The organism is Arthrobacter sp. NicSoilC5 (assembly GCF_019977395.1).
Taxonomy (GTDB): Bacteria; Actinomycetota; Actinomycetes; order Actinomycetales; family Micrococcaceae; genus Arthrobacter.
In genome coordinates this window covers 2,879,511-2,903,319 of record NZ_AP024660.1, presented here as the reverse complement: position 1 = coordinate 2,903,319, position 23,809 = coordinate 2,879,511, and the positions used below count along the sequence as shown (strand labels likewise).

Below are 23,809 nucleotides of genomic sequence, written 5' to 3'. Positions count from 1 at the left end.
GCACCCGCCGGGACTGCGGCTACTTGCCGAAGCTCCGCAGCCGCAGCGAGTTGGTCACCACCAGGACCGAGCTGGCGGCCATGGCGGCGCCGGCGATCATCGGATTGAGCAGCCCCAGGGCGGCCACCGGGATACCCACCGCGTTGTAGAAGAACGCCCAGAACAGGTTGGTCTTGATGGTGCCCAGGGTCTTCCGGGACAGCTCAATGGCCTGCGCCACCTGGGCGAGGTCGTTGCCCATCACCGTCAGGTCCGCGGCTTCGATGGCCACATCCGTGCCCGACCCCATCGCAATTCCCAAGTCGGCCTGCGCCAGCGCCGCAGCGTCATTGACGCCGTCGCCGGCCATGGCCACCGTGGCACCGCCGGCCTGGAGCTTCCGTACTGCCTCGACCTTTCCTTCGGGCAGGACGCCGGCGTAGACATCGTCCGGAGCGATGCCGACGGCGGCAGCCACCCGGGCGGCCACGGCGGCGTTGTCACCGGTCAGCAGGATGGGCCGCAGGCCCAGTGCCTTCAGCCGGGCGACGGCGGCCGCGGACCCCGCCTTGACGGTGTCCCTGAGGCTGATGATTCCGGCGGCTTTCCCGTCCACGGCGACGCAGATGGCCGTTGCGCCGCCCTCTTCTGCCGATGCGAGCGTGGCCTGCTGGGCGGCGTCCAGAATGATCCCGTTCTGCTCCAGCCAGCCGCGCCGCCCGGCCATCACGGCCCTGCCCTCAACGGTTCCCGACACTCCGCCGCCCGGCGCGGAACTGAAACCCTGCACGGATGGCAACGCGCCGGCGTCGTCCGTGGCGCCCGTGGACGGGACCGCGGCAGCTGCGGCAGCGATGGCACGGGCCACCGGGTGCTCGGAGGCTGCCTCGACGGCTCCGGCAAGCCGGAGGACGTCCCGGTCCTGGAAACCGGTGAAGGCTGCCGTGGCGTCCACGGCCAGGACGCCGGTGGTGACCGTGCCTGTCTTGTCCAGCAGGATGGTGTCCACGGTGCGCGTGTCCTCCAGGACCTGCGGGCCCTTGATCAGGATGCCCAGCTGCGCGCCGCGGCCGGTGCCCGTCAGCAGGCCTACCGGCGTGGCCAGGCCCAGTGCGCAGGGGCAGGCAATGACTAGTACGGCGACGGCGGCCGTAAAGGCCTGCCGAAGGTGGTCGCCATCAGCGGCCGGGCCGGCGAGGAGGAGCCAGAGCACGAACGTCACGACCGCCAGTGCCAGGACCACCGGCACGAAGACCGCACTGATCCGGTCCGCGAGCCGCGCGATGGGCGCCTTCCCGGTCTGGGCCTGCGACACCAGCCGCGCCATCTGGGCAAGGGTGGTTTCGGAACCAACCCGGGTAGCCCGGACCAGCAGGCGGCCGGACGTGTTGATGGTGGCGCCGGTGACACGGCTGTCCGGCCCCACCTCCACGGGGACTGATTCACCCGTCACCAGCGAGGCGTCAACGGCCGAGGCGCCGTCCACCACCACGCCGTCCGTGGCGATCTTCTCTCCCGGGCGGACCACCAGGACGTCGCCCACCTGCAGCAGGTCGGCGGGGATCCTCTCTTCCTTGCCGTTGCGCAGGACCGTGGCATCCTTGGCACCCAGGTTCAGCAGTGCCTGGAGGGCGTCACCGGCCTTCTGCTTGGCATTGGCCTCCAGGTACCGGCCCAGGAGCAGGAAGGTGGTGACAACGGCCGCCACCTCGAAGTACAGGCCGCCGGACATGCCCTCCATGCCAGGGTGCTCAGTCATGCGCGGATCCGCCAGCAGTTGCCAGGCCGAGAACAGGTACGCTGAGGCCACCCCGAGGGACACCAGGGTGTCCATGGTGGAGGCGAAGTGCCGCGCGTTGACGGCGGCCGCGCGGTGGAAGGGCCACGCGGCCCACGTGACCACCGGCAGCGCCAGCACCGCCGCCACCCAGCCCCAGTTGGCGAACTGGAACGCCGGGACCATGCTGACCAGGAACACCGGGACGGTCAGGACTGCGGCCAGGATGAGGCGCGGGCGGAGCAGGGACGCGGGAATTGCAGCGGGCTCAGCTGCGGTGCCGGCGTCCGGGCCTGCGGGGCGCTGCTGGCGTACCCGGGCCTTGTAGCCGGCCGCGTTGACCGTATCCACCAGCTGCTCGTCGGTGACGCCGTCCGGGACCGTGACGTAGGCCGACTCGAGTGGCAGGTTGACCGTTGCAGCCACTCCGTCGAGCTTGCCGAGCTTCTTTTCCACGCGGTTGACGCAGGACGCGCAGGTCATCCCTTCGATGTCGAGTTCGACGACGCGGGTGCCCGGCGGGTGGAGCAGTTCCTGGTGGCTCATTGTCAGCTTTCCGGTGGGGGAAGGGTTTCTAGGCTTCGTTGGCAACCACCAGGTAGCCGGCTTCGGCTACGGCTTCGCCGATTTCCGCGGGGGAGAGTTCCTTGCCTGAAGTGATGGTCACGGTGGAGATGCCGCCGGCGTTCAGGTCCACGGCCACTGCTTCAACGCCGTCGATGGCTTCGAGTTCTTCGCTGACTGCCGACACGCAGTGTCCGCAGGTCATGCCCGAGACGCTGATGGTTGTGGTGGTGGGTGAGGTGGTGCTCATGGCTTGCTCCTTCATGTGGTGCCGGCGGTGGCCGGGTTGGTGTGGGGGTGTGTCAGCGAAGCAGCCGACCGATGGCGTCGGCAGCTTCCTTTACCTTGGCATCGATGGCTTCTGCGCGTGCGTCGGGGTCCGGCTCGGAGGCCGCCCCCACCACGCAGTGGCCGATGTGTTCCTCGACCAGCCCCAGGCTGACGGCGTGCAGGGCCTTGGTGACGGCGGCAACCTGGGTCAGGATGTCGATGCAGTACTTGTCCTCATCCACCATCCGGGCAATGCCCCGCACCTGGCCCTCAATGCGCTTCAGGCGGCGCAGGTAGGCGTCCTTGTTTCCCGTGTACCCGTGCTGTGGGGCAGTGCCATCCTCCCCAGCCGGCTGTTCGGCGGCCGCAGGGGCTTCTTCGGTAGCGTTCATGGAGCCAACATATACCCCTTGGGGGTATCAATGCAAGTACCCCCTGGGGGTATCTGCAGAAGTGCCGCGGCGCGCGGAAGGCCCGGTCCGTCAGGGCACAAAAAAGCTCCGGAGTGCGTTATTGGGGGATACGCACTCCGGAGCAGCTCTTGGGCAATTCCGGCTTCCACCTGGGTGGATCGGCCTTGCTTGAATCAGCTTACTGGCTGGTACGGGACTGCGCCAGCACCGCGAATAACTACTTTCGCTTTACTTTAATCACGCCCGGAACGGAGGCATTTTGCCCTGGATGCGCCGGTCATGGCCGGTCCTCATGGGCGGGCATCCGGTAGGGAACCACCAGCACCGGCCGGCTTTGATGGTGGCTGAGCCACGCCCCAACGGACCCACCCAAAGCCTCGGAAAGGCGATGGGACAATCCACGTTCCGAGGTTCCCACGATGATCATGGGGGCATCCACTTCCGCGGCCAGCTGTCCCAGCGCACGGGCTGCGTCGCCCGTAAGGGTGCGGAAGGACCAGTCAGGGGGGCTGCCACCGGGCAGCTTGTCCACGGTGGCCTGGACCTGTGCTTTGAGCTCCGTTGCGAGTTCCAGCATGTCGTCATCAGCGTCCGGGTGCCGGGAAAGGCGGTGGGCGGAGCGGGCCGGATCCCACTCCACGAGGTAGCTGGCTTCGTCCACGTACGCGCAGACCAAGGGGGCGCCCAGCCGGGCAGCCAGGGTGGCCGCGGTCTGGATGACCTCCGGGTGCTGCTTGGGCATGATCCCCACCAGCAGCGGGGCCCCGTCGAAATGTTCCCACGTCATGCTGCCCATTGTCCGCCCGCCCAAGGCCGCCTGAACAGGTACGTTAGGCCCGGGCACGTCCCGGAGCGCCGGGCCCGGAGCTAGGGAACTGCGGGGTAGGCGGTGACAACCACGTTCCTGCCCCACGGGTCTTCCGTGTAGCAGCTGATGAGGACCAACCGGTTGGGCACCATCTCCCAGACAGGGCTGTCCTTGAGGCCGGACTTCAGGTAGGTCGTGACGCTGTCCACGCGGTAGCTGATGGTTCCGGCCGGAGTCTGGACATCAAGCAGGTCGCCAATGGCCGCGGCGGAACTGAGGTGGTTGAACGGGGCGTCCGCGCCCTCCCAGCTGTGGCCGATGACGTAGGTGGTGTTGCCGGAGCCCTTCCCAGGAGTGCCGAAGGCCGTGAGCCAGTACCCGTCCTTGGTGGCAGGGGGTTCTATGGTTCGGCTGGCCTGGGCTTCTCCGTCCAGGTCCAGGGGTTGGACGGCTACGTCAAATGCGGCGGCCGGGTAACGGATATGGATTGGCTGGGCAGCCGGGGGAAGGGCAGGTGTTGCCGCCGCCGGACGGGCCGGAGCCTGGGCGGCCGCCCCTGCCGGCTGTGGCATGCCGGTCTCCGCCATCGGGGCCGCTGCCCCGGCAGGCGCCGCGGCGGCGCGGACGCCGGGAGTCGAAGTGGAGATGCCGGGGACCGTCAGCGTGGGTGCCTCGTGGAAGAGGGGTGCGCCCGCCGTAAACGACAGGAAGGTAAGGACGCCGCAGCAAAGGATGGCCAGATCGCCCCTGCTCCACCGCTGCCAGGTGGCGATGCGTCCCCCGGGCGCTGCGTGCCGGCGTCGGTCCTGTGGCATGGCATTTCCTCACGGGTGGTCGGTGGAAAGGAAGGAAGGCGCCCTGCCGGGCACTGGCAGGACGCCTTCCTTGTCGGGAAGCCACGGGAAGTGGCGGATGGCGGGCTAGCCGGCGGTGTGCAGCGGGCGTGGCCGGCGGCGTACTGCCACTGCTGCTCCTGCGGCAGCCAGCGCTCCCACACCTGCAAGCCAGCCGGGCGCGCCGTCAGCGGCGCCCACAGCCGTCTGGGCGTTGTAGCCCTGGTTGGTTCCCACACTGGCGGCCGCTGCGGCGGGGGCTGCCTTGGGAGCGGCGGCGGCCTGCTGGGCAGGCGTTGCCTGGGCGGGTACAGCTGCCGGTGCCACTGCGGCCGGTGGCACCACCGCAGGAGTTTCCGCAACAGGCGTATCCGCCGGAGGCTGCACCGCGGGTTGTTCCACGGGCTGGTCCACGACGACGGGCGTTTCGTTGGCCGGGGGTGTCACCGCTGGCGGTTGCTCAGTTGGCGGCGTGACCACGGGAGGGTCGACGACGGGGGGCGGGGTAACGACGGGCGGTGTGACCACGGGAGGATCGACGACGACCGGCGGATCCACGGGATCGAGCACCTCGCCGGGCGGCAGCGGGGCGCACTTGGCGACGTAGAGTGCCTTTCCGGCGCTGGTCCAGTTCTTGCCCGGCGATTTGGACGTCGGCGGAATGATGTCCAGCGGATGCTGGTCATGGCCGCCAAGCCCATTGATGCTGAATTCCAAAGGTGCCCAGGTGCTGCCGTCGCTGTGGCAAACGGTGACTTTCTCTCCCGCGGCCATGGCAGGCGCTGTGAGGCTGATCAGGCCGAGCCCAACCACCCCCAGTGTGGCTAAGGTGCGTTTCATGTCTTCTCCCCATATGTGCGTGAAACGGACCATGGCGGGGGACGGCCAGCGGTGGCGCCGTATGCCCCAGCAGCACGGTCAGCTTGCTTTGAGATTTCAGGCTAGGGGCGCCTCCCGGGGCAGTCGCCAGTAGGGGGTACTTGTCTTTCACCGGCGCAGGCCGGCCAAGTTACCTGCCAGTACCCTAAAGCCGGCCTGGGCCACCTGCTTCCGCGCCGGGACCTTGTCCGCTGCGTGGGCCGCGCCTAACGTTTTAAGTGAAGCAAGGAGGGGAATCGTGGAAATCTTCATGTGGTGGCTGGACCTGGACCTCGCCAGCAAGGAGTGGCTGCGCCAAAACCTTCATTCAGAGGAACTTCCGCTTCCGGTGCTCCAGGGGATCGCGGAGGCGGGCGGTCCGCACCCCGGCAACCCCGCTGCTGTACTGACCGCCGCGGACTGGGACTTCATCGAGACCCAGTCGGAATTCGTGGACTGACCCCCGACCGCCGGCAGTTCGGGAGCTGAAGGGGGCCTGTACCCGTTGCGCCTTGGCCACTGCGGTGGTTGCATGGTCCGCATGGCAACGGCGGCAGAATCATTCCTCCTGGCAATCGGCACCAAGAAAGGGCTGTGGCTCGCCACCAGCCCGGACAGGCGGGAGTGGTCCTTCACCGGCCCGCATTTCCTCATGGCTGAAATCCCCAGCATCGGAATCGATACCAGGGAGGGCCGCACCCGCATCCTGGTGGGCGTCCGCAGCCCGCACTGGGGGCCCACGGTTGCACACTCCGATGACCTGGGCGCCACGTGGTCCGAGCCGGAACATGGTGCCATCACGTTTCCCGAGGACACCGGCGCCGCCCTGGACCGTGTGTGGCAGATCTACCCGGACGCAGAGTCCCGTCCCGGGGTGGTGTGGGCGGGAGCGGAGCCCATCTCCGTGTGGAAATCGACTGACGGCGGCGAGCACTTCGAGTTGAACCGGGGCCTGTGGGACCACCCGCACCGCAGTGAGTGGGGAGCAGGCTATGGCGGTGCGGCGGCACATTCGATCGTGGTGGACCCTGCCGGTGAAACCGTGCACGTCGCCATGAGCACCGGCGGCGTGTACCGCTCGCTCGACGGCGGCAGGTCCTGGGAGGCGCGTAACAAGGGCATCTCGGCCTATTTCATGCCGGACCCCAACCCGGAGTTCGGCCAGTGCGTTCACAAGATCGCTGCCGATGCCGCGGTGGCAGGACGCCTCTACGCACAGAACCACCACGGGGTCTACCGGACAGACGACAATGCCGACAGCTGGAACTCCATCGCAGAGGGCCTGCCCGCGGACTTCGGCTTCGTGATGCTGACGCATCCGCGCCGGGACGGCACCGCCTGGGTTGTTCCGCTGAAGGCCGACGGCGAACGCATTCCTCCCGACGGAAAGCTCGCCGTCCACCGCACGGACGACGCCGGGAACAGCTGGAAGCGGCTCAGCACCGGACTCCCCGGGCACGAATACAACAGCGTGCTCAGGGACGCCGCCTCGGTGGACACGGCCGAACCCGCCGGCGTCTACTTCGGCACCCGGGGCGGGACCGTCTACACGAGTGCGGACGAAGGGGAGACTTTCAGTGAAGTGGCATCGCACCTGCCGGACGTCCTCTGCGTCCGGGCGGCAGTGGTGGCCGGTGCCTGAGATCTCGCTGCTGCTTCCCGGTGTCCTGCAGCCGCTGGCCGGCGGGCAGGCCGTCCTGTCCACCCGGGCCGACGGGCCGGTGACGGTGGCACACCTGCTTGACGCGGTGGCCGCGGACTATGCCGTGCTGGGCCGGCGGCTCCGCGACGAGACCGGGGCCCTGCGCAAATTCGTCAACATCTATGTGAACGGCGACGAAGTCCGGCGCCTGCAGGGCCTGGACACCGAGGTACAACCGGGCCAGGAAGTGCTGGTGATCCAGTCCGTTGCGGGTGGCTAAGCCGCGCCCGAAGTCCTGACCGCCAAACGATTCCAAAATCGTTGACAATTTCGTCCGCGATCCGTACCGTCGGTTTCGTGCAGTGGTGATCGACTGCACCCATTCCTAGCGATGATGCGACAGGAAGGTACAGGGTGGCCGCGAGCCTGAGCCTCAAGGACGTCAGCCTGCACTTCGGCGGGGTCAAGGTGCTGCAGGACGTCAGTTTCGACGTCGAGCCCGGCGTGATCTTTGGCCTGGTGGGCCCGAACGGTGCCGGCAAGACCTCCCTGTTCAACTGCATCAGCGGCCATTACCGGCCAAGCTCCGGTTCGATTTCCATCGACGGGACCGAGGTTTCCGGGAGCGCCCCGTCCCGGATGGCCCGCCTTGGACTTGCACGCACCTTCCAGCATCCGGCACTGCAGCTGAACGCCACAGTTCTGCAGAACGTGCTCCTCGGAGGGCACACGCGGCTGCCCGGCGGCCCGGTCTCGTGGGCGCTCAGGATGCCCTACACCGTCCGGGCCGAGCGCGCCGTCCGCAGCGAGGCGCTCGAACTCCTCGCCAAGGCCGGGCTGGGCTGGGCGGCGGATGTGCCTGCCGACGAACTATCCCACGGGCTCCATAAAGGCATCGAGCTGTGGCGGGCCCTTCTTTCCAGGCCCGCACTGCTTCTTCTCGACGAGCCGGCAGCCGGGCTCTCCCACGGGGAAGTTGAACAACTCATCGCCACCGTGAAGCGCCTCCGCGCCGAGCAGGACGTCACCATCATCATCGTGGAGCACCACATGGGACTCATCTCCGCGCTCACGGACCAGGTGGTGGTCCTGGACCACGGACGGAAGCTGATGTCGGGAACTGCGGCGGAGGCCCAGTCCGATCCGCGCGTCATCGAGGCCTACATTGGGAAGGACGCCGCTGATGACGCTGCTTGAACTCACGGACGTGACAGCGTCCTACGGCCCCGTGCAGGTCCTGGACGGGGTCTCGCTCAGCGTGCCGGACGGCGGGTCCGTGGGCATCCTGGGTGCGAACGGGGCGGGCAAGACCACCACGCTCCGTGCCATCAGCGGCAACGTCAGGACCGGTGGACGGATCAGGTTCGATGGCCGGGACATCCGGGGCCTGCGGCCGGACCAGGTGGCCGCGCTGGGCATAGCCCACGTACCCGAGGGCCGGGGCACCCTGGGCCAGCTGAGCGTGCGCGAGAACCTGATGGTGGGCTCCTACCTGCGCAAGGACCGGAAGGCCATCGCCGGCGACATTGACTACTGCCTGGACCTGTTCCCGCAACTGCAGGACAGGGTTGGCTCGCGGGCAGCGGCACTCTCGGGCGGCGAACAACAAATGCTCGCGGTGGGCCGCGCCTTCATGGCCAAACCCAAACTGCTGCTCCTGGATGAAGCCTCGCTGGGGCTGGCGCCCAGTACCGCCAAGACCGTCTACCAGGCCATCCGGCGGCTGCGGCTCGAATCCGGGATCGCCATGCTGGTGGTGGAACAGAATGCGAACCTCGCATTCTCCTTGGTGGACACCGCTACCGTCCTGGAAACGGGCCGGAACGTCCTCACCGGAACCTCGGCCGAACTCAAGGGCATGGACGAAATCCGCCGCGCCTACCTGGGGGGCTGAGCGTATGGGAACCTTCATCCAACTCGTCGTCGACGGCCTGGCCACCGGCTCCATCTACGCCGCCCTGGCCCTGGCCATCGTGCTGGTGAACCAGGCCACCGGCCTGATCAACTTCGCGCAGGGCGGCATGGCCGTGCTGTCCGCCTACATCGCCTACGTTTTCGTGCAGCTCGGCCTGCCGCTCATCCTGGCCGTCATCATTGCCATTGTCCTGTCCTTCCTCTTCGGCGCACTGGTGGAACGCTTCCTGATCCGGCGGTTTGAACGGGGGGATCCGGACACCGCAGTGGTGGTGACCATCGGCCTGCTCACCCTGGTCACCGGCATCTGCGCGGTCCTTTGGGGCTACAACAACCTGGGCTTCCCGTCGCTTTTCCCGCTGACCAGCGTTGAAATCCTGGGGGCCGTGGTGAGCGTCAGGTCCCTTGCCACCGCCGTGACCATCGTGGTGATCATGGTGGTCCTGCAGCTGCTCTTCCTGCGCACCAAGCTGGGACTGGCCCTTCGCGCCGTTGCCGACAACCCGGCGTCGGCCGCTTTTTCCGGCTTGCCGGTGGGCCGCCTGCTCATGGTGGGATGGGGACTTGCCGCCACCCTGGGGGCGATTGCCGGCGTCCTGGTGGCTCCGCAGCTGACCCTCACGCCCGGCATGCTGGACACCGCACTGGTCTACGCGCTCGCAGCCGTGATCCTCGGCGGCCTGACCAGCCCCATCGGCTGCGTGGTGGCGGCATCGGCCATCGGTGTCCTGGAAAACCTGGTGGCCGTCTACGTTCCCCTCATTGGCCACGACCTCAAAATCGCCGTGCCCTTCGCGCTGATCTTCGTCATCCTCATCGTTCGTCCCCAGGGCCTGTTCGGCAGAAAGGTCGTGGTGAGGGTCTGATGAACGCCGTTGCCGCCACCGCCCGCAGGCCTTGGGTCCGGATTGTCCTCGCCGCCGTCGTGGCCGTGGTGCTGATCGTGGCCCCGCTGGCCCTGCCGGCCTTTGCGAACCAGACGCTGGTCCGTATCGGCGTCTATGCGGTGGCGGTGCTCGGGCTGAACATCGTCATGGGCTACACAGGCCAGGTCAACCTCGGGCAGATCTTCTTCGTGGGGTTGGGCGCCTATGTCACCGCGTACGGCGTCAACCATGGCTGGAACATCCTGCTGGTGTTCGCCGCCGCCTGCGCCGTTGCCGGCGTGGTGGGGCTGCTGGTGGCCCTTGCCGCCGCCCGCCTGGGCGGCCTTGCCATCGCGATGGTCACCATCGCCCTCCCGATCGTCGGCGTGCCCCTCGCCAAGCGCCTCTCCGAATTTACCGGCGGCTCGCAGGGGATTTCCGCGCGGTTCACGGACGCCCCGGACTGGTCCGGGCTGGACAACGACCAATGGCAGTTCTACATCGTCCTGCTGGTGGCGGCCGCGGCCTTCCTGCTGGCGCGGAGCCTGGTCCGGGGCAAGTACGGGCGGGCATTTGCGGCCGTCCGGGAAAACGAGGCCGTTGCGGCCTCCATGGGCATTTCGCCCTACCGGACCAAGGTCCTCGCCTTCACCATCGCCTCAATCTTCGGCGGTGCCAGCGGCTTCCTGTACCTTGCGGCCGTGCAGTACACCTCGCCTGAGACCCTTAGCTTCGGCCACTCCATCAGCCTCCTGGCCGCGATGGTCATCGGCGGGGCCGGAAGCATCGCCGGTTCCCTCCTGGGAGGCGCCTACTACGTCTTCGTCCCGCAACTGACCAACGCCATCGACCCCAACCTCACCACCATCAGCCAGGGTGCCATCCTTCTGGCGGTGCTGTTCCTGCTGCCCGGCGGCCTGGTCAGCCTGCCCCGGGTGGTGCGGCGGCTGGCCCGCCGGACCGATGCCGCCCGCGGCCGCTCCACCGGCCGTTCCACCGCGGCCCCTCCAGCGCAGACTTCCGAGCAGAACGCTCCAGCGCACCATCCGGTACCGGACAGTGCGCTGGATGGACACGAACAAACAGAGAGGCAGGATGGACCATGAAGATGAGAAAGAAGCCCGGCGGGGTCCTTGGCATCGTTGCCGTGACGGCCGCCGTCGCGCTTTCCCTGTCCGGATGCAGGGGTGACAGCGGCGGCCAGGGCGGCGGTTCGGCGTCCTCCCCGGGGATCACGGACTCGGCGATCACGCTGGGGATCACCACGCCGCTCAGCGGCGCCACCGCCGGGCCGGGCAAGTGCACGGTCGCCGGGGTCTCGGCGTACTTCGGGGCCGCGAACGCCGCTGGCGGGGTGAAGTTTGGCGACGGCAAGACGCGCACCGTAAACATCAAGTCCTACGACGACGCCTACGACCCGCAAAAATCCCTGGCCAACTTCCAGCAGATGGTGTCCGACAACGTGTTTGCCGCCACCGCCGGCCTGGGGACGCCCACCAACAGGGCGTTCCGGGACGCTGCCATCAGCCAGAAGGTCCCGCAGGTGCTGGTGATGACCGGTGACCCGCTCTTCAGCGACCGGAAGCAGAGCCCCTGGCAACTGGGCTTCGTGCCCGTCTACCAGAATGAGGGTGCCGCGTTCGGAAAGCTCCTGGCGAAGTCGGGGGCGCAGCACAAGGTGGCCATCCTGTCGCAGAATGATGACTACGGCAAGGGCTACGTCTCGGGCTTCAAGGAGGCCATCCAGGGGGCGTCCAACATTTCGGTGGTGGGCGAGCAGACCTATGAGGCCACCGACACGTCCGTTGATGCCCAGCTCACCCAGCTGGCCTCCTCCGGGGCGGATGTCTTCTTCAACGCCATGTCCATCACGCCGCTGACCATCGCCTCGCTGCAGAAGGCGCAGCAGATCGGCTGGAAGCCCAGCTGGTTCCTACCCTCCAACACGTCCAGCCCCACAGCGATCCTCGAACCGGGTGGCGCCTCCGCCTACCCCGGCATCTACTCAGTGTCCTTTGCCAAGGCACCGCAGAGCCCGGCGTTCGCCAAGGACCCCGACGTCGTCAAATTCCTCGACGAACTGAAGAAGTACGGAAACTACCCGGACATGCCGGCCTTCCCGCACTGCATGTGGAGCTACATGGTGGGGGCCACCCTTGAAAAGGCGTTCCAGAACATGAAGGAGCCCACGCGGGACAGCTTCATGACGGCGCTGCGGGATATCAAGGACCTGAAGGCGCCACTGATGCTGGAGGGCACGTCGGTCAACACCACGGTGGATGGCCAGCCGGCCGTGTCCTCGGTGGTGGTGCAGAAGTACAACGGCAAGGGCTATGCAACGGCCGAGAACTTTGGCTGACTAGGGCGGGTTTCCGCTAGGCGCGGGCGGCGCTTGGCTCCGGCCGGGCGCCGCCCCCGGATTCCAGGGCGTCCACCAGTTCCAGCCCGCGCCGGGCCCATGCGATCTCTACGAGGGCCCGGTCCACCAGGCCCTCGTAGGTGAACCTTTTAAAAGCGATGGTCCGTTCACGGTCGGCCGGATCGGTCACGGCCAGGCGGCGCACCAGCATTGGGTTGTCCACTTGGTCGATGCGCTGGAGCTCACCCTCCCATTGGGCGAGTTCGGACTCCCATTGCTCCTTGTGCCGGCGGAAGAACGCACGGGCGGCCTCCGGCGACGCCGCTTCAAGGTAGGCGGCCCGCAGGTGGGCGGGGTCGCGGACCCGGGCGTACTCCAAGGGCGTCTGCATCCAGTCGAGGAAGGCCTGGTTTCCGGTATCCGTCACGTGGTACAGCCGCCGCGTGGCGCGCTGGCCCCGGGGCTGCTCCTCACCTTCGATGAGGTTTTCCGCCTCCATCTTGCGCAGCTCGGGGTAGATCTGCGAGTCGGGCGCGTGCCACACGTGCCCCACCGACATGGAGAACTGCTTCTGCAGTTCGTAGCCTGACAGCGGGCCCACGCGCAGCAGCGCAAGCAGCGCGTACCGAAGGCTCATGCGGTACTCCTCCAAGGGCTCAAGGAAGGTGCGGGGGCGCCTGCGCCCCCGCACTCCGGGGTCCCCAGCCTAGGCCGACTGGTAGTTCGTCCGCCACCCGCCGTGGTACGTGGCGCGCGCCACGGTGGAGTAGGGCACGGGGCTGACCACGGCCCGCACTTCAGTCTGCACATGGGGTTCGACGGCGGCCTTGGCGGTTCCGCCATTCGGCTCACCCCACACGACCTTCAGTTCCGTGCCTTCCGGGACGTTGGGATCGATGGTGGCCAGCGACAGGGCCCGGCGTTCGTTGGCGCTGTAGCCGGTGAACATCGAGTAGCCCACCACCGTTCCGTCGGCGTCCACCACCGAGTCGTAGTTGGCCGAGCCGTAGTTTGCCAGGGGCAGGTCAAAGAACTTGTAGCTGGGTCCGTCCACGTTGAACAGCGACGCGAAGATGGAGGTGACATCTTCCGCGTCCCAGGCCAGGGTGACCTTCTTGCGCTGGGCGGCGGGGTCGATTTTCTGGAGTGCGTCGCGGCCAATGAAGTCGTGGTCGAACTTGACGAACGAGCCGTAGCCCAGCTCCCACGGGGTCAGGTAGTAGTCCTCGATGTTCCCGGACACAAACGAGCCCGCCAGGGTCCCGGTGGCTTCGTAGCCGTCAGCGGGCAGCCATTCGCGGTAGCCGCGCTCCGCTTCGCCGGTGTAGATGGCGGGCAGCGGCGACGGGATCCAGCCGGACTCGAGGGTGTTGGACGGGTACGCCCGGGAACCGACGGGGACCAGCCCGAACTCGGCTCCGGCCTCCACGATCGCGTCGCGGATGCGGTCGTGGTCCGCGTACGGTCCCCACACCTCCAGGCCCGGTGCGCCGGCCATCCCGTGCCGCAGGGTGCGGACGGTGGTGCCGGCGATGGCCATGGTGGACATGTTGAAGAACTTGAGCTGCTCCAGTGCGCCGCCGTTGAGCTTTTCGATGACCTGCCAGGCAGCGGGCCCCTGGATCTGGAAGCGGTAGTACTGGCGGGTCACGGGGTGGCCGTACGGCCGCGACGGTGAGCGCCGGTCCACAGTGATGTCCAGGTCCCGGTAGCCGCCCGTCTCGCCGTGGTAGAGCAGCCAGTTGGCCGCCGGGGACCGACCGACGTACACGTATTCGTCCTCCGCCTCGTGGAAGAGGATGCCGTCGCCGATCACGTGCCCGGACTCGGTGGTGGGCACGTACTGCTTGGCTTTGTTCACCGGGAAGGTGGCGGTGGAGTTGATGGCGGTGGCGGTGATCAGCTTGATCGCGTCCGGGCCCTTCAGGAACAGGTTGTCCATGTGGTGCGACTGGTCGTACAGCACGGCCGTCTGCCGCCACGCGGTCTGCTCCTTGATCCAGTTCTGGAAGTCGGCCGGGACCACCGGGTAGATGTAGGAGCCGATCTGGGAGTTGCGGAGGAGGTCAACCGCCCCCTTCGACGCGTCGAGGACTTCCTGCAGGTTTTTCGGTGCCACGTTGAACCTCTTGTTCTGTATCGGATTGGTGGTGGGTCTTTAGAAGACGATGGTCTGGTTGCCGTGCCGGATGACCCGGTCCTCGGCATGCCACTGGACGGCGCGGGAGAGCACCGCGCGTTCCACGTAGGCGCCGCGCGCCTGAAGATCCAGGGCGGAGTGCCCGTGCGTTACGCGGGCCACGTCCTGTTCGATGATGGGCCCCTCGTCCAGGTCCTTGGTCACGTAGTGCGAGGTGGCGCCGATCAGTTTGACCCCCCGCTCCTTGGCCTTGCGGTAGGGCGCGGCGCCCACGAACGCAGGCAGGAAGGAGTGGTGGATATTGATCAGCGGCACGGAAACCGCGTCCAGGAATCCGGGGGACAGGATCTGCATGTACCGGGCCAGCACCACGAAGTCCACGTTGCCCTCCAGCAGCTTCAGGATCTGGGCCTCCGCTGCTGCCTTGTCCGGCCCGGCGGAGGGGACGTGGAAGAACGGAACGCCAAAGGCCCGCACATCCTCGGCCGTGTTCGTGTGGTTGGAGATCACCATGGGAATGGTCACCGGCAGTTCACCCCTCCGGTGCCGCCAGAGCAGTTCCAGCAGGCAGTGGTCGGAGGTGGATACCAGGATGGCCATGCGCTTGGGGATGGAGCGGTCGGTCAGGGTCCAGGACAACCCCAGCGGGGTGAGGGTCCTGGCGAGGTCGGCTTCGATCTCAGGCATCGCGGCGGCCAGGTCCGGCCGGTTGAAGACCACCCGCTGGAAGAAGTCGCCCGACGAAGGATCACTGGAGTACTGGTCCAGGGAGACGATGTTTCCCCTGTTGCGGGTCACCAGGGCGGCCACCGCAGCCACGATGCCCGGCTGGTCCGGCCCGTGGACGATCAGGCAGGACTGGTCCTTGCGGGATTCAGTATGCAGGACCATCGGATGCCGTCCTAGCCCTCTTCCGCGGTGAAGTGCCGGACCCAGTTGGCCGTGGCCAGCAGGCCGCCAAACGTATAGAAGTGCAGGCCAACCTGCCCCGGGAGGTGCTGGTCCTGGCCGGGCGCACGGTCGGCAAGGACGGCGGCCAGGTCGTTCACGAACCGGTCCGGGCCGGCATCGCCCATCAGGTTGGTCAGCGAGAAGCCGTATTTCTTCACGATCATCGCGTTGGCGCCCACCCCGAAACGGCGCGCAAAGCCCAGGAGCCGTTTGACTCCCGCCGGGCCGGGGGTTCCCACGCGGATCGGTGCCTGGATTCCCCTGGCCCGGACCTCGGCGATCCACGCAGCCACAGGTTCGGTGTCGAAGGCGAACTGGGTGATGATGGAGGCGCCAAGGTCCTGCGCGGCGAGGGCTGCGGTCTTGTCCTCCAGCGCCCGCCAAAGGTCTTCCTTGCGGATGTCGGGATGGCCCTCCGGATATCCGCCGATTCCCACTTCCCGCACCCCGAACTGCTGCAGGAGGCCGGTGTTGACCAGCGCCAGGGAGTCTTCGTACGGGCCCTCGGGTTCTGCGGGGTCGCCGCCCACCACGAAAAGGTGCTCGGCGGCGCCCACTTCCGCCAGGCGCTGAAGGAACTTTTCGAGCTCGCCCTTCGATGCCAGCCGGCGCGCAGAGACGTGCGGCACGGGAATGAATCCCAGGTCCCGGGCGGCCTTGGCGGCGGCCACCCGCATCTCCAGGTCCTCGTTGCCGAGGAAGGTGACGTTAATGCGGGTGCCCGGCGGAATCCTGTCTTTTGCTTCGATGAGCGCGGGAATGTCCTTGCCGGTCATCTCCAGCGAGAAGTTGTTGATGAGTTCCAGGGATGCTGCCCGGTTGGGGGCGGGCATGATTCGAGTCGCCATCAGGTCATCCTTTCGGCGGGTGCAGCGGTGCACCCACCTCCAAGATTACCTATGTGCATAGGTAATGTCGATAGCTATTGATGGAATCCGGAACCTTCCGGTCCGCCGTCCGTTCCGGGCCTACCCCTGTGCTGCTTCCGGTTCCAGATGGGCGATGGCACGGGTGTCCTGGAAGGCCCGGACTCCTTCAATACCCTGTTCCCTGCCCATGCCGGACTGCTTCATTCCGCCAAATGGCGCGCGCAGGTCCAGTCGGGTTGCCCCGTGGTCGTTAACCCAGACGTAGCCGCAGACCAGGCGTCCGCCCACGCGGTCGGCCGCTGCCGGGTCGGCGGTCCACACCGAGCCGCACAGCCCCGCCCAGGTGGCGTTCGCCGCCTCCACCGCCTCGTCCTCCGTGTCGAACGGGATCAGGGGGATGACCGGCCCGAACTGTTCCTGGGTGACAACCCGCAGCGAGGGGTCCGGGTCGATGACCAGTGCCGGGCGCAGGAAGTTCCCGCCGTGCAGTTCAGGGTCCGAGGGAAGGGTGCCGAATTCCCTGACATCCGCGCCCGCCTCCTTGGCCTCCTCGATGAGCTCAGCCACGAAGGCCTTTTGTACGGGGGAGTGCAGCGGACCCATGGTGGTCCCGTCGTCGAGCCCGTAGCCAATGACCGCCTTCTCCAGCCGCTGCGAGAGCCCGGCCACCACCTCGTCCAGGCGCGACCGGTGCACATAGACCCGCTTCGCGTTCATGCAGATCTGGCCGGTGGTATCGAAGATCGCGGCGTAGAGCCGGTCCAGGTGGGTGTCATCGAGGACCGCGTCCGAGAGGATGACGGCGGCATCGTTTCCGCCGAGTTCAAGCGTTACCCGGGTGAGTGACTTTGAGGCCATTTCCATGATGCGCTTGCCGCCGCCCACGCTTCCCGTGAAGCAGACCTTGGCGATGTCCGGGCTGGTGATGAGCGCAGCCATGTCCGCGTCCTTGCCGGTCACCACGTTCAGCACTCCCGGCGGCAGCTTTTCAGCAATCCGCTGGACCACGCGTGTCGTTGCCAGCGGCGCGGTGGGTGGCGGCTTAACGATCGCCGTGTTTCCCGCCAGCAGTGCGTGCGGGAGCGAGGCCGCGAGGATGGCAATGGGCCAGTTGAACGGCACGATGACCGTCACCACGCCAAGGGGCTGGAAGGTGACCGACGTGGAGACGGGAATGCCGGGCGCGGGCGGCAGCACCTTGGCGGTGTCGACGTCGGGGGCCAGTTCCAGGGCGAGGTTCCACCTGATCTCGAACACCAGGGAGTCCACCCAGGCTTCCATGCGGATCTTGCCGTTTTCCTGCGAGAGGATGGCGGCATCCTCATCACGGAAATCCGCGATGCCCTCCAGTGCCTGCCGCATCCGGTCTGCGCGCTCCTGTGCACCCAGCGCCGCCCATCCGGGATAGGCCGCCTTGGCCGCGGCGATGGCATCCTGGACGTCGGCGGGGGCGGCCGCCGCGGCGTGGCCCACCACTGTGCCAGGCTTGCCCGGATCGGCAATGTCCATGGTGGCGGCGGCCTGGCGTTCGGTGCCTCCGATGAAGAGGCCGGTGGTCACCGGGGCGGACGTATCCACTGTGTTGGTCATGATGGTGCACCTCTCTGTGCGGTACTGCCGGGATCCTTTAATTTTCTCACTGGGGGATGTTTGGCGTTCCGTGGGTATGGAATGTCTCGATGGTTTTCATGCCCCAGGCCTGCCCTTTCCTGCGCTCCTCCTGGCTCCACTCCACCACGGGCGAGTCCGGGTCCAGCAGCAGGCGGGCACCGGCGTTGGCCAGTTCGATCCGATTGCCGCCGGGCTCCCAGACGTAGAGGAAGAACGTCTGGTTGATGGCGTGCTTGTGCGGACCGGACTCGATGTGGATGCCGTTTTCAAGGAAGATGTCCGCGGCCTTCAGGATGTCCTCGCGGGTATCCGGGGCGAATGCCACGTGGTGGAGCCGGTTGCCGTGCTTGAGCCAGTCGTCGGAGTAGACGATGTCATAGGACTTGTTGTTGAAGTGGAACCACCAGGCGGCATATCCGCCGTCGTCGAGCCGGATGCGTTCACTCTCCCGCCCGCACAGCGCGTGGGCCACGAACTCCCCGTTGGCCACCACGTCCTTGGCCAGGAAGTTGATGTGGTCCAGCCGGCGGGCGTTAACGCCCCGGCCGGGGAAGGCCGAGGCCTGGTTCTTCAGGGCGGGTTTGTCGTCCGTGGCCACGTACCGTTCGGTTTCGTAATAGATGCCCATGAGGTGCCCGTCGGGGTCCCGGAAGGAGTAGGTGGGCCCGGTGCCCACCTCGCCGTCTTCCCAGCCGATGCCCAGGCCGGTGGCTTCGATGGCGTTGACCCGGCGCTCCAGGGCCTCCTGGCTGGTGGTCCGGAAGGTGGTGCGCCCGACGCCTGCGTCGGCTGAGGCGGTGAGCTTGAGGGTGTAGCGCTGGTATTCGTCCCAGGTGCGAAGGTAGGCGGACTTCGTGCCGGCGCTGCCGGTCTCCGCTACAACGCGCATGGCGAGCAGGTCGCGGAAGAACCACAGGCTTTCCTCGAAGACGGGGGTCAGCAGTTCCACGTTTCCCAGGTGGGCGACGTCGAACGAGGTATACCCGGTCATGAAGCTGTCCTCTCTCAAGGGGTCGTTGTGCAGTGGTTAGGGGCGCGGGCGCGGGAAGACGCGTCCTTCGAAAATCTTCCGTGCTGTCCTGAGGGCAGTTGAGCGGGTCACCGTGCAGCCGTCCGGGGTCTTCTCGATGGCCACCTCGACGTCAAAATGGCCGGTGGGGTGTTCCACCCGGAAGGGTTCCCCCGGTGAAGGAAGCGCGGCCAGGTCATGGCCCACCGACCCCTCCGCCAGCACACCCGCCGCCACCGTGAGTGCTCCGAGCACGCCGATGGAGGTGTGGACCCGGACGGGAAGGAAGCTGCGGGTGGCAATGGCGCCCCCGGCCCGTGGCGGCGCCAGCAGCACCAGCTTGGGCACGGTGGCAGCGCTGACATCGCCCATGCCCATCAGGTCCGCCGCGGCGAGGCGGATCCCGGCCAGCCGTTGTGCCAGGTCTTCATTGGCCTCGAGGTCTGCAGGGGCCTCGTTCCCGGTGATGCCCAGAGCGGCGGCACGCATCAGGACGGTGGGCATTCCGTTGTCAACGCAGGTGAGGTCCACGCCCTCCGTGTGGTCCAGGGTCCTGCCCGTGGGGAACAGGGCGCCGGTCGAAGACCCCGCCGTGCCCTCGAAGTTGAGCCGGATGGCTGCCGCCGTCCCCGGAACGCCATCGATCGCCACCGCACCGCCTGCCGCCGGGCCGTCGTCGTAATCCACCACGCCGCCGGGCGTGGCAAACCGTGCGGTGGCCATGCTGCCGGTGTTCAGCATCCGGATGCGCACCTCGGTGTGGCCGTCGGCTGGCTGCACCAGGCCACGTTCCACGGCGAAGGGCCCGACGGCGGCAAGGATGTTGCCGCAGTTCTGCCGGCTGCTGACAAGTGCGGTGTCCACAGCGACCTGGAGGAAAAGGTAGTCCACGTCCGCGCCGGCGTCCGGAGACGGCGCGATGACGGCAACCTTGCTGGTCAAGGGGTGCGCTCCACCCAGTCCGTCCACCTGGCGGGGATCAGGAGAGCCCATGATCCGCAGCAGCAGGTCGTCGCGTTCTCCGGGGTCGGCAGGCAGGTCCGACGCCAGGAACAGGGCACCCTTGGAGGTCCCGCCCCGCATCAGGAGGCAGGGGATCCCCTCTGTATCGGGCATGTGCACCCTCGCGTTCCACGGCGGGCATGGTGCCTGGGCGGCCCATGGTCAGTCCTTTCCGGCGGACAGTGCCAGAAAACCACGCTCTGGAACTCTGGTCAAGACATCCGATACAATTTTGTTAGCAATCGTGTTGGTACTGGACGTCCCGGGCTGCTTTCCACCGTGGACCGAACGATGGAGTTCGCAGTGACAGGGATTTGGCAGTGACAGGGTCTTTGCAGGAGGCGCTGGACCAGGCGGCTTCACCGGTCCAGCTTTTGCGCGATTCGCCCGCCAGCCCCCACGTTTTTCCCGTGCGGGCCGAGTTCAGCAACTGGCGCTCCGAGCAGAATTCCTGGCGTACAGCCTGTGCCCTCCTGGACCAGTCGCACCACATGACCGATCTCTTCCTCTCCGGACCGGGCGCGGAAGGATTGCTGCGCGGGCTCGCGGTGAACTCTTTCGCGAACTTTCCCGTGGACCGTGCCAAGCAGTTCATCGCGGTGAACCATTCAGGGCAGCTCATCGGCGACGCCATCTTGGCACACCTCGACGAACAGTCCTTCAACCTGGTGGGCCACCCGATGGCCATCGACTGGGTGCAGTACCACGCCGAAACCGGAGGCCACGACGTTGAGGTCTCCCGGGACGGAAACTCGATCGTCCGCGCCGGTGACCCCCGGCTGTTCCGCTACGAACTCCAGGGGCCAACCGCCCTGGCCCTCGTCGAAAAACTCACCGGCGCCCCTGTGCCGCAGCTCGGTTTCTTCCACATGGGGCACCTCCCCATCGCCGGATTGCAGGTCCGGGCGATCCGGCACGGCATGGCCGGGCAGCCCGGCTATGAGCTGTTCGGCCCTTGGGCAGAGGGCGAACGCGTCAGGGACGCGTTGCTGCAGGCCGGCGGCGAGTTCGGGCTGACCCAGGTGGGGGCTAAAGGCTACTCGACGGCGAACCTTGAGTCCGGGTGGGTGCCCTCGCCCGTCCCGGCGGTCTTTACGGACGAACGGTTGCGCGGCTACCGCGAATGGCTCCCGGCGTCAGCGGCCGGTTCACTCGGCGGGAGTTTCGATTCGGCGGACATCGAGGATTACTTCCTGACCCCGTACGAGCTCGGGTACGGCCGCTCCGTCGCATTCGACCACGACTTCGTGGGCCGTGAAGCCCTGGAGGCGCTCTCCCGCACACCCTCCCGCCGCAAGGTGACACTCGTCTGGAACCCGGACGACGTCCAGGACGTGATGGGTTCCCTCCTGCGTCCCGGGCTTCCCGCCAAGTACATCGACATGCCCAAGGCCCGCTACGCCCTGTTCCAGGTGGACCGGGTGCTCCAGGGCGGCGTAACGGTGGGCCAGTCCTTTGACTGCGGCTACATCGCCAACGAGCACTCCTTTGTTTCCCTGGCGGCGGTGGACGGACTGGAGGACGGCGCCGAGGTCACCGTGCTCTGGGGCGAAGAGCCCAACTCCGCCAAACTGCAGGTGGAACCCCACCGGCAGGTCCCCATCCGGGCCACCGTCGCCCCCGCTCCCTTCGTGCAATACGCACGCGAGAGTTACCGCGCCACCCACTGAACTGCGCCACCCCTGAACCGAAGGAGAACAGCCCATGGCCCCGAAATCCCTGCAGGACGTGCTCGATGCGGCGGGCAGCACCGTCGAACTGCTGCGCAATTCCCAACTTGGCACCTACATCTATCCGGTGGTTCCCGCCGAGTTCACCAACTGGCGGCGCGAGCAGCGCGCATGGCGTGAAACGGCGGTGCTCTACGACCAGTCCCACCACATGGTCAACTTCTTCGTGAAGGGCCCCGATGCGCTGAAGCTCTTCTCGGACACGGGCATCAACAGCTTCGCCAACTTCCCGGTCAACACCGCCAAGCAGTTCGTGCCCACGGCCTCCAACGGCGGGGTGATCGGCGACGGCATCCTGTTCCACTTGGAAGAGCAGGAATTTGTCTACGTTGGCCGCGCGCCGGCCGCCAACTGGCTCCAGTTCCACGCCGAAACCGGCGGATACGACGTCGAATGCACCTACGATGACAGGTCGCCGTCACGCCCCTACGGCCAGGCTGTCGGCCGGAAGTACTACCGCTTCCAGATCCAGGGCCCCAGCGCCTGGCAGATCATCGAAAAGCTCAACGGCGGGACGCTGGAGCAGGTGAAGTTCTTCCACATGGGCCACCTGGGCATCGCCGGGGAGCAGGTCCGCACGCTGCGCCACGGCATGGCGGGAGCCCCGGGGCTGGAAATCTGGGGACCCTACGAACAGCACGGAAAAATCCGGGATGCCGTGCTCGAGGCCGGGGCTGAGTTCGGGCTGGAACCATGCGGGTCGCGGGCCTACTCCTCGAACACGCTCGAATCGGGCTGGATCCCCTCGCCGCTGCCGGCCATCTACAGCAGCGACGCCGAGCGCGCCTACCGTGAATGGCTGCCGGCCACCAGCTACGAAGCGGTCAACGCGCTCGCCGGCTCGTTCGTCTCCGGCAACATCGAGGACTACTACCTGACCCCCTGGGAACTGGGCTACGGCTCCTTCGTCAAATTCGACCACGACTTCATTGGCCGGGACGCCCTCCAGCAGATCGACCCCGCCGCGCAGCGGAAAAAGGTCACCCTCGCCTGGAACGATGAGGACCTGGCCACCATCTGGGCATCGTTCCTGGACCGCGACAAGCCCGGCTACCAGTTCTTCGACGTCCCCAACGCCAACTACGGGTCGTCCAACTACGACTCCGTCATCGACGCGGACGGGACGGGGGTGGGCCTGTCGCTCTTCACCGGCGTGACGGCCAATGAACGCCGGGGCCTCTCGCTGGCCACGGTGGACCCCAACGTGGAGATCGGTACCGAAGTGCGGGTTGTTTGGGGCGAACCCGACGGCGGATCCCGCAAGACCACCGTGGAACCGCATGAACAGATCAGTGTCCGGGCGGTCGTCAGCCCGGCGCCCTACGCGGTCACCGCCCGTACCGAATACCACGGCGGCTGGCGGACCGCGGCCGCCGGTGCACGGTAGTCCGGCGGGAACGGCCGGCCGGCCTGTCGCCGTCCTGGGCCTGGGGGAAGCCGGGAGCATCTACGCCCAGGACCTGGCCGCCCGTGGATTGCGGGTGACGGGAACGGACCCTGCTGTCGACGCAGTCCCGCCCGGGGTGCTGCGGGCCCCTGGCATCAGTGAAGCAGTGGCGGGCTCCGGCCTGGTGATCAGCCTGGTGGGAGCCCGCGCGGCCGAATCCGTCCTTGAGGAGGCGCTGGCCGCGATGGACCCGGCGGCCATCTTCGCGGACCTCAACACCACCGGACCGGACCAAAAGCGGCGGCTCGCGGAACGGGCGGCCGGGAGCGGCATCCTTTTCGCCGATGTCGCCGTCCTGGCGCCCGTTCCGCGGGGCCGGATCAGTTCGCCCCTGCTGGTCAGCGGCACGGGGGCGGACGCGTTGGTGGCCCTCTTCACCGGATGGGGCATCCCGGCCACCAACGCCGGAAGCGAAGCGGGAGCGGCGGCCGGCCGGAAGCTGCTCCGCAGCGTCTTCATGAAGGGGCTGGCCGCCACTGTCCTGGAGTCAGTCACGGCCGCCGAGGCGGCAGGGGCAAAAGACTGGGTCATCAGCCAGATTGCAGCGGAACTTGGCCCGTCAGGCGATGCGCTGGTGGCGCGGATGCTTGAGGGCACGCGGCTGCATGCCGTCCGCAGGGAGGCAGAGATGGTTGAGGTGCGGGACTTCCTGGAGTCGCTCGGGACCGCCCATCCGGTAACGGACGCCAGCATCGAGTGGCTGCATTCGCTCGCATTCCGGCAGCAGGAGCCGGAGGAGGACCAGGTTGCGGACAGTCCTTCCTGAC

The 23,809-nt window shown here is 67.3% G+C and carries 24 protein-coding genes; 11 read left to right on the top strand and 13 right to left on the bottom strand.

Features of this window, described 5'->3' with window-relative positions:
* Positions 1 to 19: 19 nt before the first annotated feature.
* The 6 genes from LDO22_RS13600 to LDO22_RS13575 all read right to left on the bottom strand — a co-directional run bounded on the left by LDO22_RS13600 (position 20) and on the right by LDO22_RS13575 (position 5,484).
* Positions 20 to 2,302: a heavy metal translocating P-type ATPase gene (locus LDO22_RS13600; protein ID WP_224023848.1), complete on the bottom strand. Its 2,283-nt coding sequence runs from the start codon at positions 2,300 to 2,302 to the stop codon at positions 20 to 22.
* Positions 2,303 to 2,330: 28 nt separating this feature from the next.
* Complete coding sequence (locus LDO22_RS13595; protein ID WP_224023846.1) at positions 2,331 to 2,570, bottom strand: cation transporter; 240 nt, start codon at positions 2,568 to 2,570, stop codon at positions 2,331 to 2,333.
* Positions 2,571 to 2,622: 52 nt separating this feature from the next.
* Positions 2,623 to 2,982 carry a metal-sensitive transcriptional regulator gene (locus tag LDO22_RS13590; RefSeq protein WP_224023844.1) on the bottom strand — a complete coding sequence of 120 codons (360 nt, stop codon included), beginning with the start codon at positions 2,980 to 2,982 and terminating at the stop codon, positions 2,623 to 2,625.
* Positions 2,983 to 3,280: 298 nt separating this feature from the next.
* Entirely contained in the window at positions 3,281 to 3,790 is a 510-nt protein-coding gene (locus LDO22_RS13585) for a universal stress protein (RefSeq protein WP_224023842.1), read from the bottom strand.
* Positions 3,791 to 3,870: 80 nt separating this feature from the next.
* The gene (locus tag LDO22_RS13580; protein ID WP_224023840.1) at positions 3,871 to 4,626 is read right to left on the bottom strand and encodes a class F sortase; all 756 of its coding nucleotides are present in this window, start codon (positions 4,624 to 4,626) and stop codon (positions 3,871 to 3,873) included.
* Positions 4,627 to 4,731: 105 nt separating this feature from the next.
* Positions 4,732 to 5,484, bottom strand: coding sequence for a hypothetical protein (locus tag LDO22_RS13575; protein ID WP_224023838.1), 753 nt, complete (start codon positions 5,482 to 5,484; stop codon positions 4,732 to 4,734).
* A 277-nt stretch (positions 5,485 to 5,761) separates the two neighbouring features.
* Here LDO22_RS13575 and LDO22_RS13570 point away from each other — a divergent pair, with 277 nt between their 5' ends.
* The 8 genes from LDO22_RS13570 to LDO22_RS13535 all read left to right on the top strand — a co-directional run bounded on the left by LDO22_RS13570 (position 5,762) and on the right by LDO22_RS13535 (position 12,283).
* Positions 5,762 to 5,962, top strand: coding sequence for a hypothetical protein (locus LDO22_RS13570; protein WP_159629526.1), 201 nt, complete (start codon positions 5,762 to 5,764; stop codon positions 5,960 to 5,962).
* Positions 5,963 to 6,034: 72 nt separating this feature from the next.
* Positions 6,035 to 7,144, top strand: a complete 1,110-nt coding sequence (locus tag LDO22_RS13565; RefSeq protein ID WP_224023836.1) for an exo-alpha-sialidase — start codon at positions 6,035 to 6,037, stop codon at positions 7,142 to 7,144.
* Positions 7,137 to 7,424: a MoaD/ThiS family protein gene (locus LDO22_RS13560; protein WP_159629530.1), complete on the top strand. Its 288-nt coding sequence runs from the start codon at positions 7,137 to 7,139 to the stop codon at positions 7,422 to 7,424. The genes LDO22_RS13565 and LDO22_RS13560 overlap by 8 nt, the downstream gene beginning before the upstream one ends.
* Positions 7,425 to 7,558: 134 nt before the next feature.
* Complete coding sequence (locus LDO22_RS13555; RefSeq protein WP_159629532.1) at positions 7,559 to 8,341, top strand: ABC transporter ATP-binding protein; 783 nt, start codon at positions 7,559 to 7,561, stop codon at positions 8,339 to 8,341.
* Positions 8,328 to 9,038 (top strand): ABC transporter ATP-binding protein, encoded by a 711-nt coding sequence (locus LDO22_RS13550; protein ID WP_224023834.1) that lies wholly within the window; start codon positions 8,328 to 8,330, stop codon positions 9,036 to 9,038. Before LDO22_RS13555 ends, LDO22_RS13550 begins: the two co-directional genes overlap by 14 nt.
* Positions 9,039 to 9,042: 4 nt before the next feature.
* Positions 9,043 to 9,924 (top strand): branched-chain amino acid ABC transporter permease, encoded by an 882-nt coding sequence (locus LDO22_RS13545; protein ID WP_224023832.1) that lies wholly within the window; start codon positions 9,043 to 9,045, stop codon positions 9,922 to 9,924.
* The gene (locus LDO22_RS13540) at positions 9,924 to 11,030 is read left to right on the top strand and encodes a branched-chain amino acid ABC transporter permease (protein WP_159629538.1); all 1,107 of its coding nucleotides are present in this window, start codon (positions 9,924 to 9,926) and stop codon (positions 11,028 to 11,030) included. The genes LDO22_RS13545 and LDO22_RS13540 overlap by 1 nt, the downstream gene beginning before the upstream one ends.
* Positions 11,027 to 12,283: an ABC transporter substrate-binding protein gene (locus LDO22_RS13535; protein ID WP_224023830.1), complete on the top strand. Its 1,257-nt coding sequence runs from the start codon at positions 11,027 to 11,029 to the stop codon at positions 12,281 to 12,283. Before LDO22_RS13540 ends, LDO22_RS13535 begins: the two co-directional genes overlap by 4 nt.
* Positions 12,284 to 12,299: 16 nt before the next feature.
* Here the strand turns inward: LDO22_RS13535 and LDO22_RS13530 are convergent, their stop codons facing one another.
* The 7 genes from LDO22_RS13530 to LDO22_RS13500 all read right to left on the bottom strand — a co-directional run bounded on the left by LDO22_RS13530 (position 12,300) and on the right by LDO22_RS13500 (position 19,979).
* On the bottom strand, positions 12,300 to 12,920 hold the full coding sequence (locus LDO22_RS13530; RefSeq protein ID WP_224023828.1) for a PadR family transcriptional regulator: 621 nt from the start codon (positions 12,918 to 12,920) through the stop codon (positions 12,300 to 12,302).
* Between the two features lie 69 nt (positions 12,921 to 12,989).
* Positions 12,990 to 14,402: an aminomethyl transferase family protein gene (locus tag LDO22_RS13525; RefSeq protein ID WP_224023826.1), complete on the bottom strand. Its 1,413-nt coding sequence runs from the start codon at positions 14,400 to 14,402 to the stop codon at positions 12,990 to 12,992.
* 39 nt (positions 14,403 to 14,441) lie between these two features.
* Positions 14,442 to 15,314, bottom strand: coding sequence for a formyltetrahydrofolate deformylase (gene purU, locus LDO22_RS13520; protein ID WP_159629544.1), 873 nt, complete (start codon positions 15,312 to 15,314; stop codon positions 14,442 to 14,444).
* Positions 15,315 to 15,325: 11 nt separating this feature from the next.
* Entirely contained in the window at positions 15,326 to 16,222 is an 897-nt protein-coding gene (locus LDO22_RS13515; RefSeq protein WP_159629546.1) for a methylenetetrahydrofolate reductase, read from the bottom strand.
* Between the two features lie 120 nt (positions 16,223 to 16,342).
* Positions 16,343 to 17,833, bottom strand: a complete 1,491-nt coding sequence (locus tag LDO22_RS13510; RefSeq protein ID WP_224023824.1) for an aldehyde dehydrogenase family protein — start codon at positions 17,831 to 17,833, stop codon at positions 16,343 to 16,345.
* 46 nt (positions 17,834 to 17,879) lie between these two features.
* Positions 17,880 to 18,845, bottom strand: coding sequence for a VOC family protein (locus LDO22_RS13505; RefSeq protein WP_224023822.1), 966 nt, complete (start codon positions 18,843 to 18,845; stop codon positions 17,880 to 17,882).
* A gap of 36 nt (positions 18,846 to 18,881) precedes the next feature.
* The gene (locus LDO22_RS13500) at positions 18,882 to 19,979 is read right to left on the bottom strand and encodes a 4-oxalomesaconate tautomerase (protein ID WP_224023820.1); all 1,098 of its coding nucleotides are present in this window, start codon (positions 19,977 to 19,979) and stop codon (positions 18,882 to 18,884) included.
* A gap of 206 nt (positions 19,980 to 20,185) precedes the next feature.
* On the opposite strand from LDO22_RS13500, the gene LDO22_RS13495 reads away from it, so the two are divergent.
* From LDO22_RS13495 to LDO22_RS13485, 3 genes are read left to right on the top strand one after another with little or no spacing between them, the layout of a single operon-like run.
* Positions 20,186 to 21,535 (top strand): aminomethyl transferase family protein, encoded by a 1,350-nt coding sequence (locus tag LDO22_RS13495; protein ID WP_224023818.1) that lies wholly within the window; start codon positions 20,186 to 20,188, stop codon positions 21,533 to 21,535.
* A 34-nt stretch (positions 21,536 to 21,569) separates the two neighbouring features.
* Positions 21,570 to 22,982: an aminomethyl transferase family protein gene (locus LDO22_RS13490; protein WP_159629556.1), complete on the top strand. Its 1,413-nt coding sequence runs from the start codon at positions 21,570 to 21,572 to the stop codon at positions 22,980 to 22,982.
* Positions 22,972 to 23,808 (top strand): DUF1932 domain-containing protein, encoded by an 837-nt coding sequence (locus LDO22_RS13485; protein ID WP_224023816.1) that lies wholly within the window; start codon positions 22,972 to 22,974, stop codon positions 23,806 to 23,808. Before LDO22_RS13490 ends, LDO22_RS13485 begins: the two co-directional genes overlap by 11 nt.
* The last annotated feature ends 1 nt before the right edge of the window (position 23,809 follow it).

Bases quoted from the DNA above. Each gene is read 5' to 3' on its own strand.
- LDO22_RS13600 (WP_224023848.1), bottom strand. From the start codon at position 2,302: ATGAGCCACCAGGAACTGCTCCACCCGCCGGGCACCCGCGTCGTCGAA.
- LDO22_RS13595 (WP_224023846.1), bottom strand. From the start codon at position 2,570: ATGAGCACCACCTCACCCACCACCACAACCATCAGCGTCTCGGGCATG.
- LDO22_RS13590 (WP_224023844.1), bottom strand. From the start codon at position 2,982: ATGAACGCTACCGAAGAAGCCCCTGCGGCCGCCGAACAGCCGGCTGGG.
- LDO22_RS13585 (WP_224023842.1), bottom strand. From the start codon at position 3,790: ATGACGTGGGAACATTTCGACGGGGCCCCGCTGCTGGTGGGGATCATG.
- LDO22_RS13580 (WP_224023840.1), bottom strand. From the start codon at position 4,626: ATGCCACAGGACCGACGCCGGCACGCAGCGCCCGGGGGACGCATCGCC.
- LDO22_RS13575 (WP_224023838.1), bottom strand. From the start codon at position 5,484: ATGAAACGCACCTTAGCCACACTGGGGGTGGTTGGGCTCGGCCTGATC.
- LDO22_RS13565 (WP_224023836.1), top strand. From the start codon at position 6,035: ATGGTCCGCATGGCAACGGCGGCAGAATCATTCCTCCTGGCAATCGGC.
- LDO22_RS13550 (WP_224023834.1), top strand. From the start codon at position 8,328: ATGACGCTGCTTGAACTCACGGACGTGACAGCGTCCTACGGCCCCGTG.
- LDO22_RS13545 (WP_224023832.1), top strand. From the start codon at position 9,043: ATGGGAACCTTCATCCAACTCGTCGTCGACGGCCTGGCCACCGGCTCC.
- LDO22_RS13540 (WP_159629538.1), top strand. From the start codon at position 9,924: ATGAACGCCGTTGCCGCCACCGCCCGCAGGCCTTGGGTCCGGATTGTC.
- LDO22_RS13535 (WP_224023830.1), top strand. From the start codon at position 11,027: ATGAAGATGAGAAAGAAGCCCGGCGGGGTCCTTGGCATCGTTGCCGTG.
- LDO22_RS13530 (WP_224023828.1), bottom strand. From the start codon at position 12,920: ATGAGCCTTCGGTACGCGCTGCTTGCGCTGCTGCGCGTGGGCCCGCTG.
- purU (WP_159629544.1), bottom strand. From the start codon at position 15,314: ATGGTCCTGCATACTGAATCCCGCAAGGACCAGTCCTGCCTGATCGTC.
- LDO22_RS13515 (WP_159629546.1), bottom strand. From the start codon at position 16,222: ATGGCGACTCGAATCATGCCCGCCCCCAACCGGGCAGCATCCCTGGAA.
- LDO22_RS13510 (WP_224023824.1), bottom strand. From the start codon at position 17,833: ATGACCAACACAGTGGATACGTCCGCCCCGGTGACCACCGGCCTCTTC.
- LDO22_RS13505 (WP_224023822.1), bottom strand. From the start codon at position 18,845: ATGACCGGGTATACCTCGTTCGACGTCGCCCACCTGGGAAACGTGGAA.
- LDO22_RS13500 (WP_224023820.1), bottom strand. From the start codon at position 19,979: ATGCCCGATACAGAGGGGATCCCCTGCCTCCTGATGCGGGGCGGGACC.
- LDO22_RS13490 (WP_159629556.1), top strand. From the start codon at position 21,570: ATGGCCCCGAAATCCCTGCAGGACGTGCTCGATGCGGCGGGCAGCACC.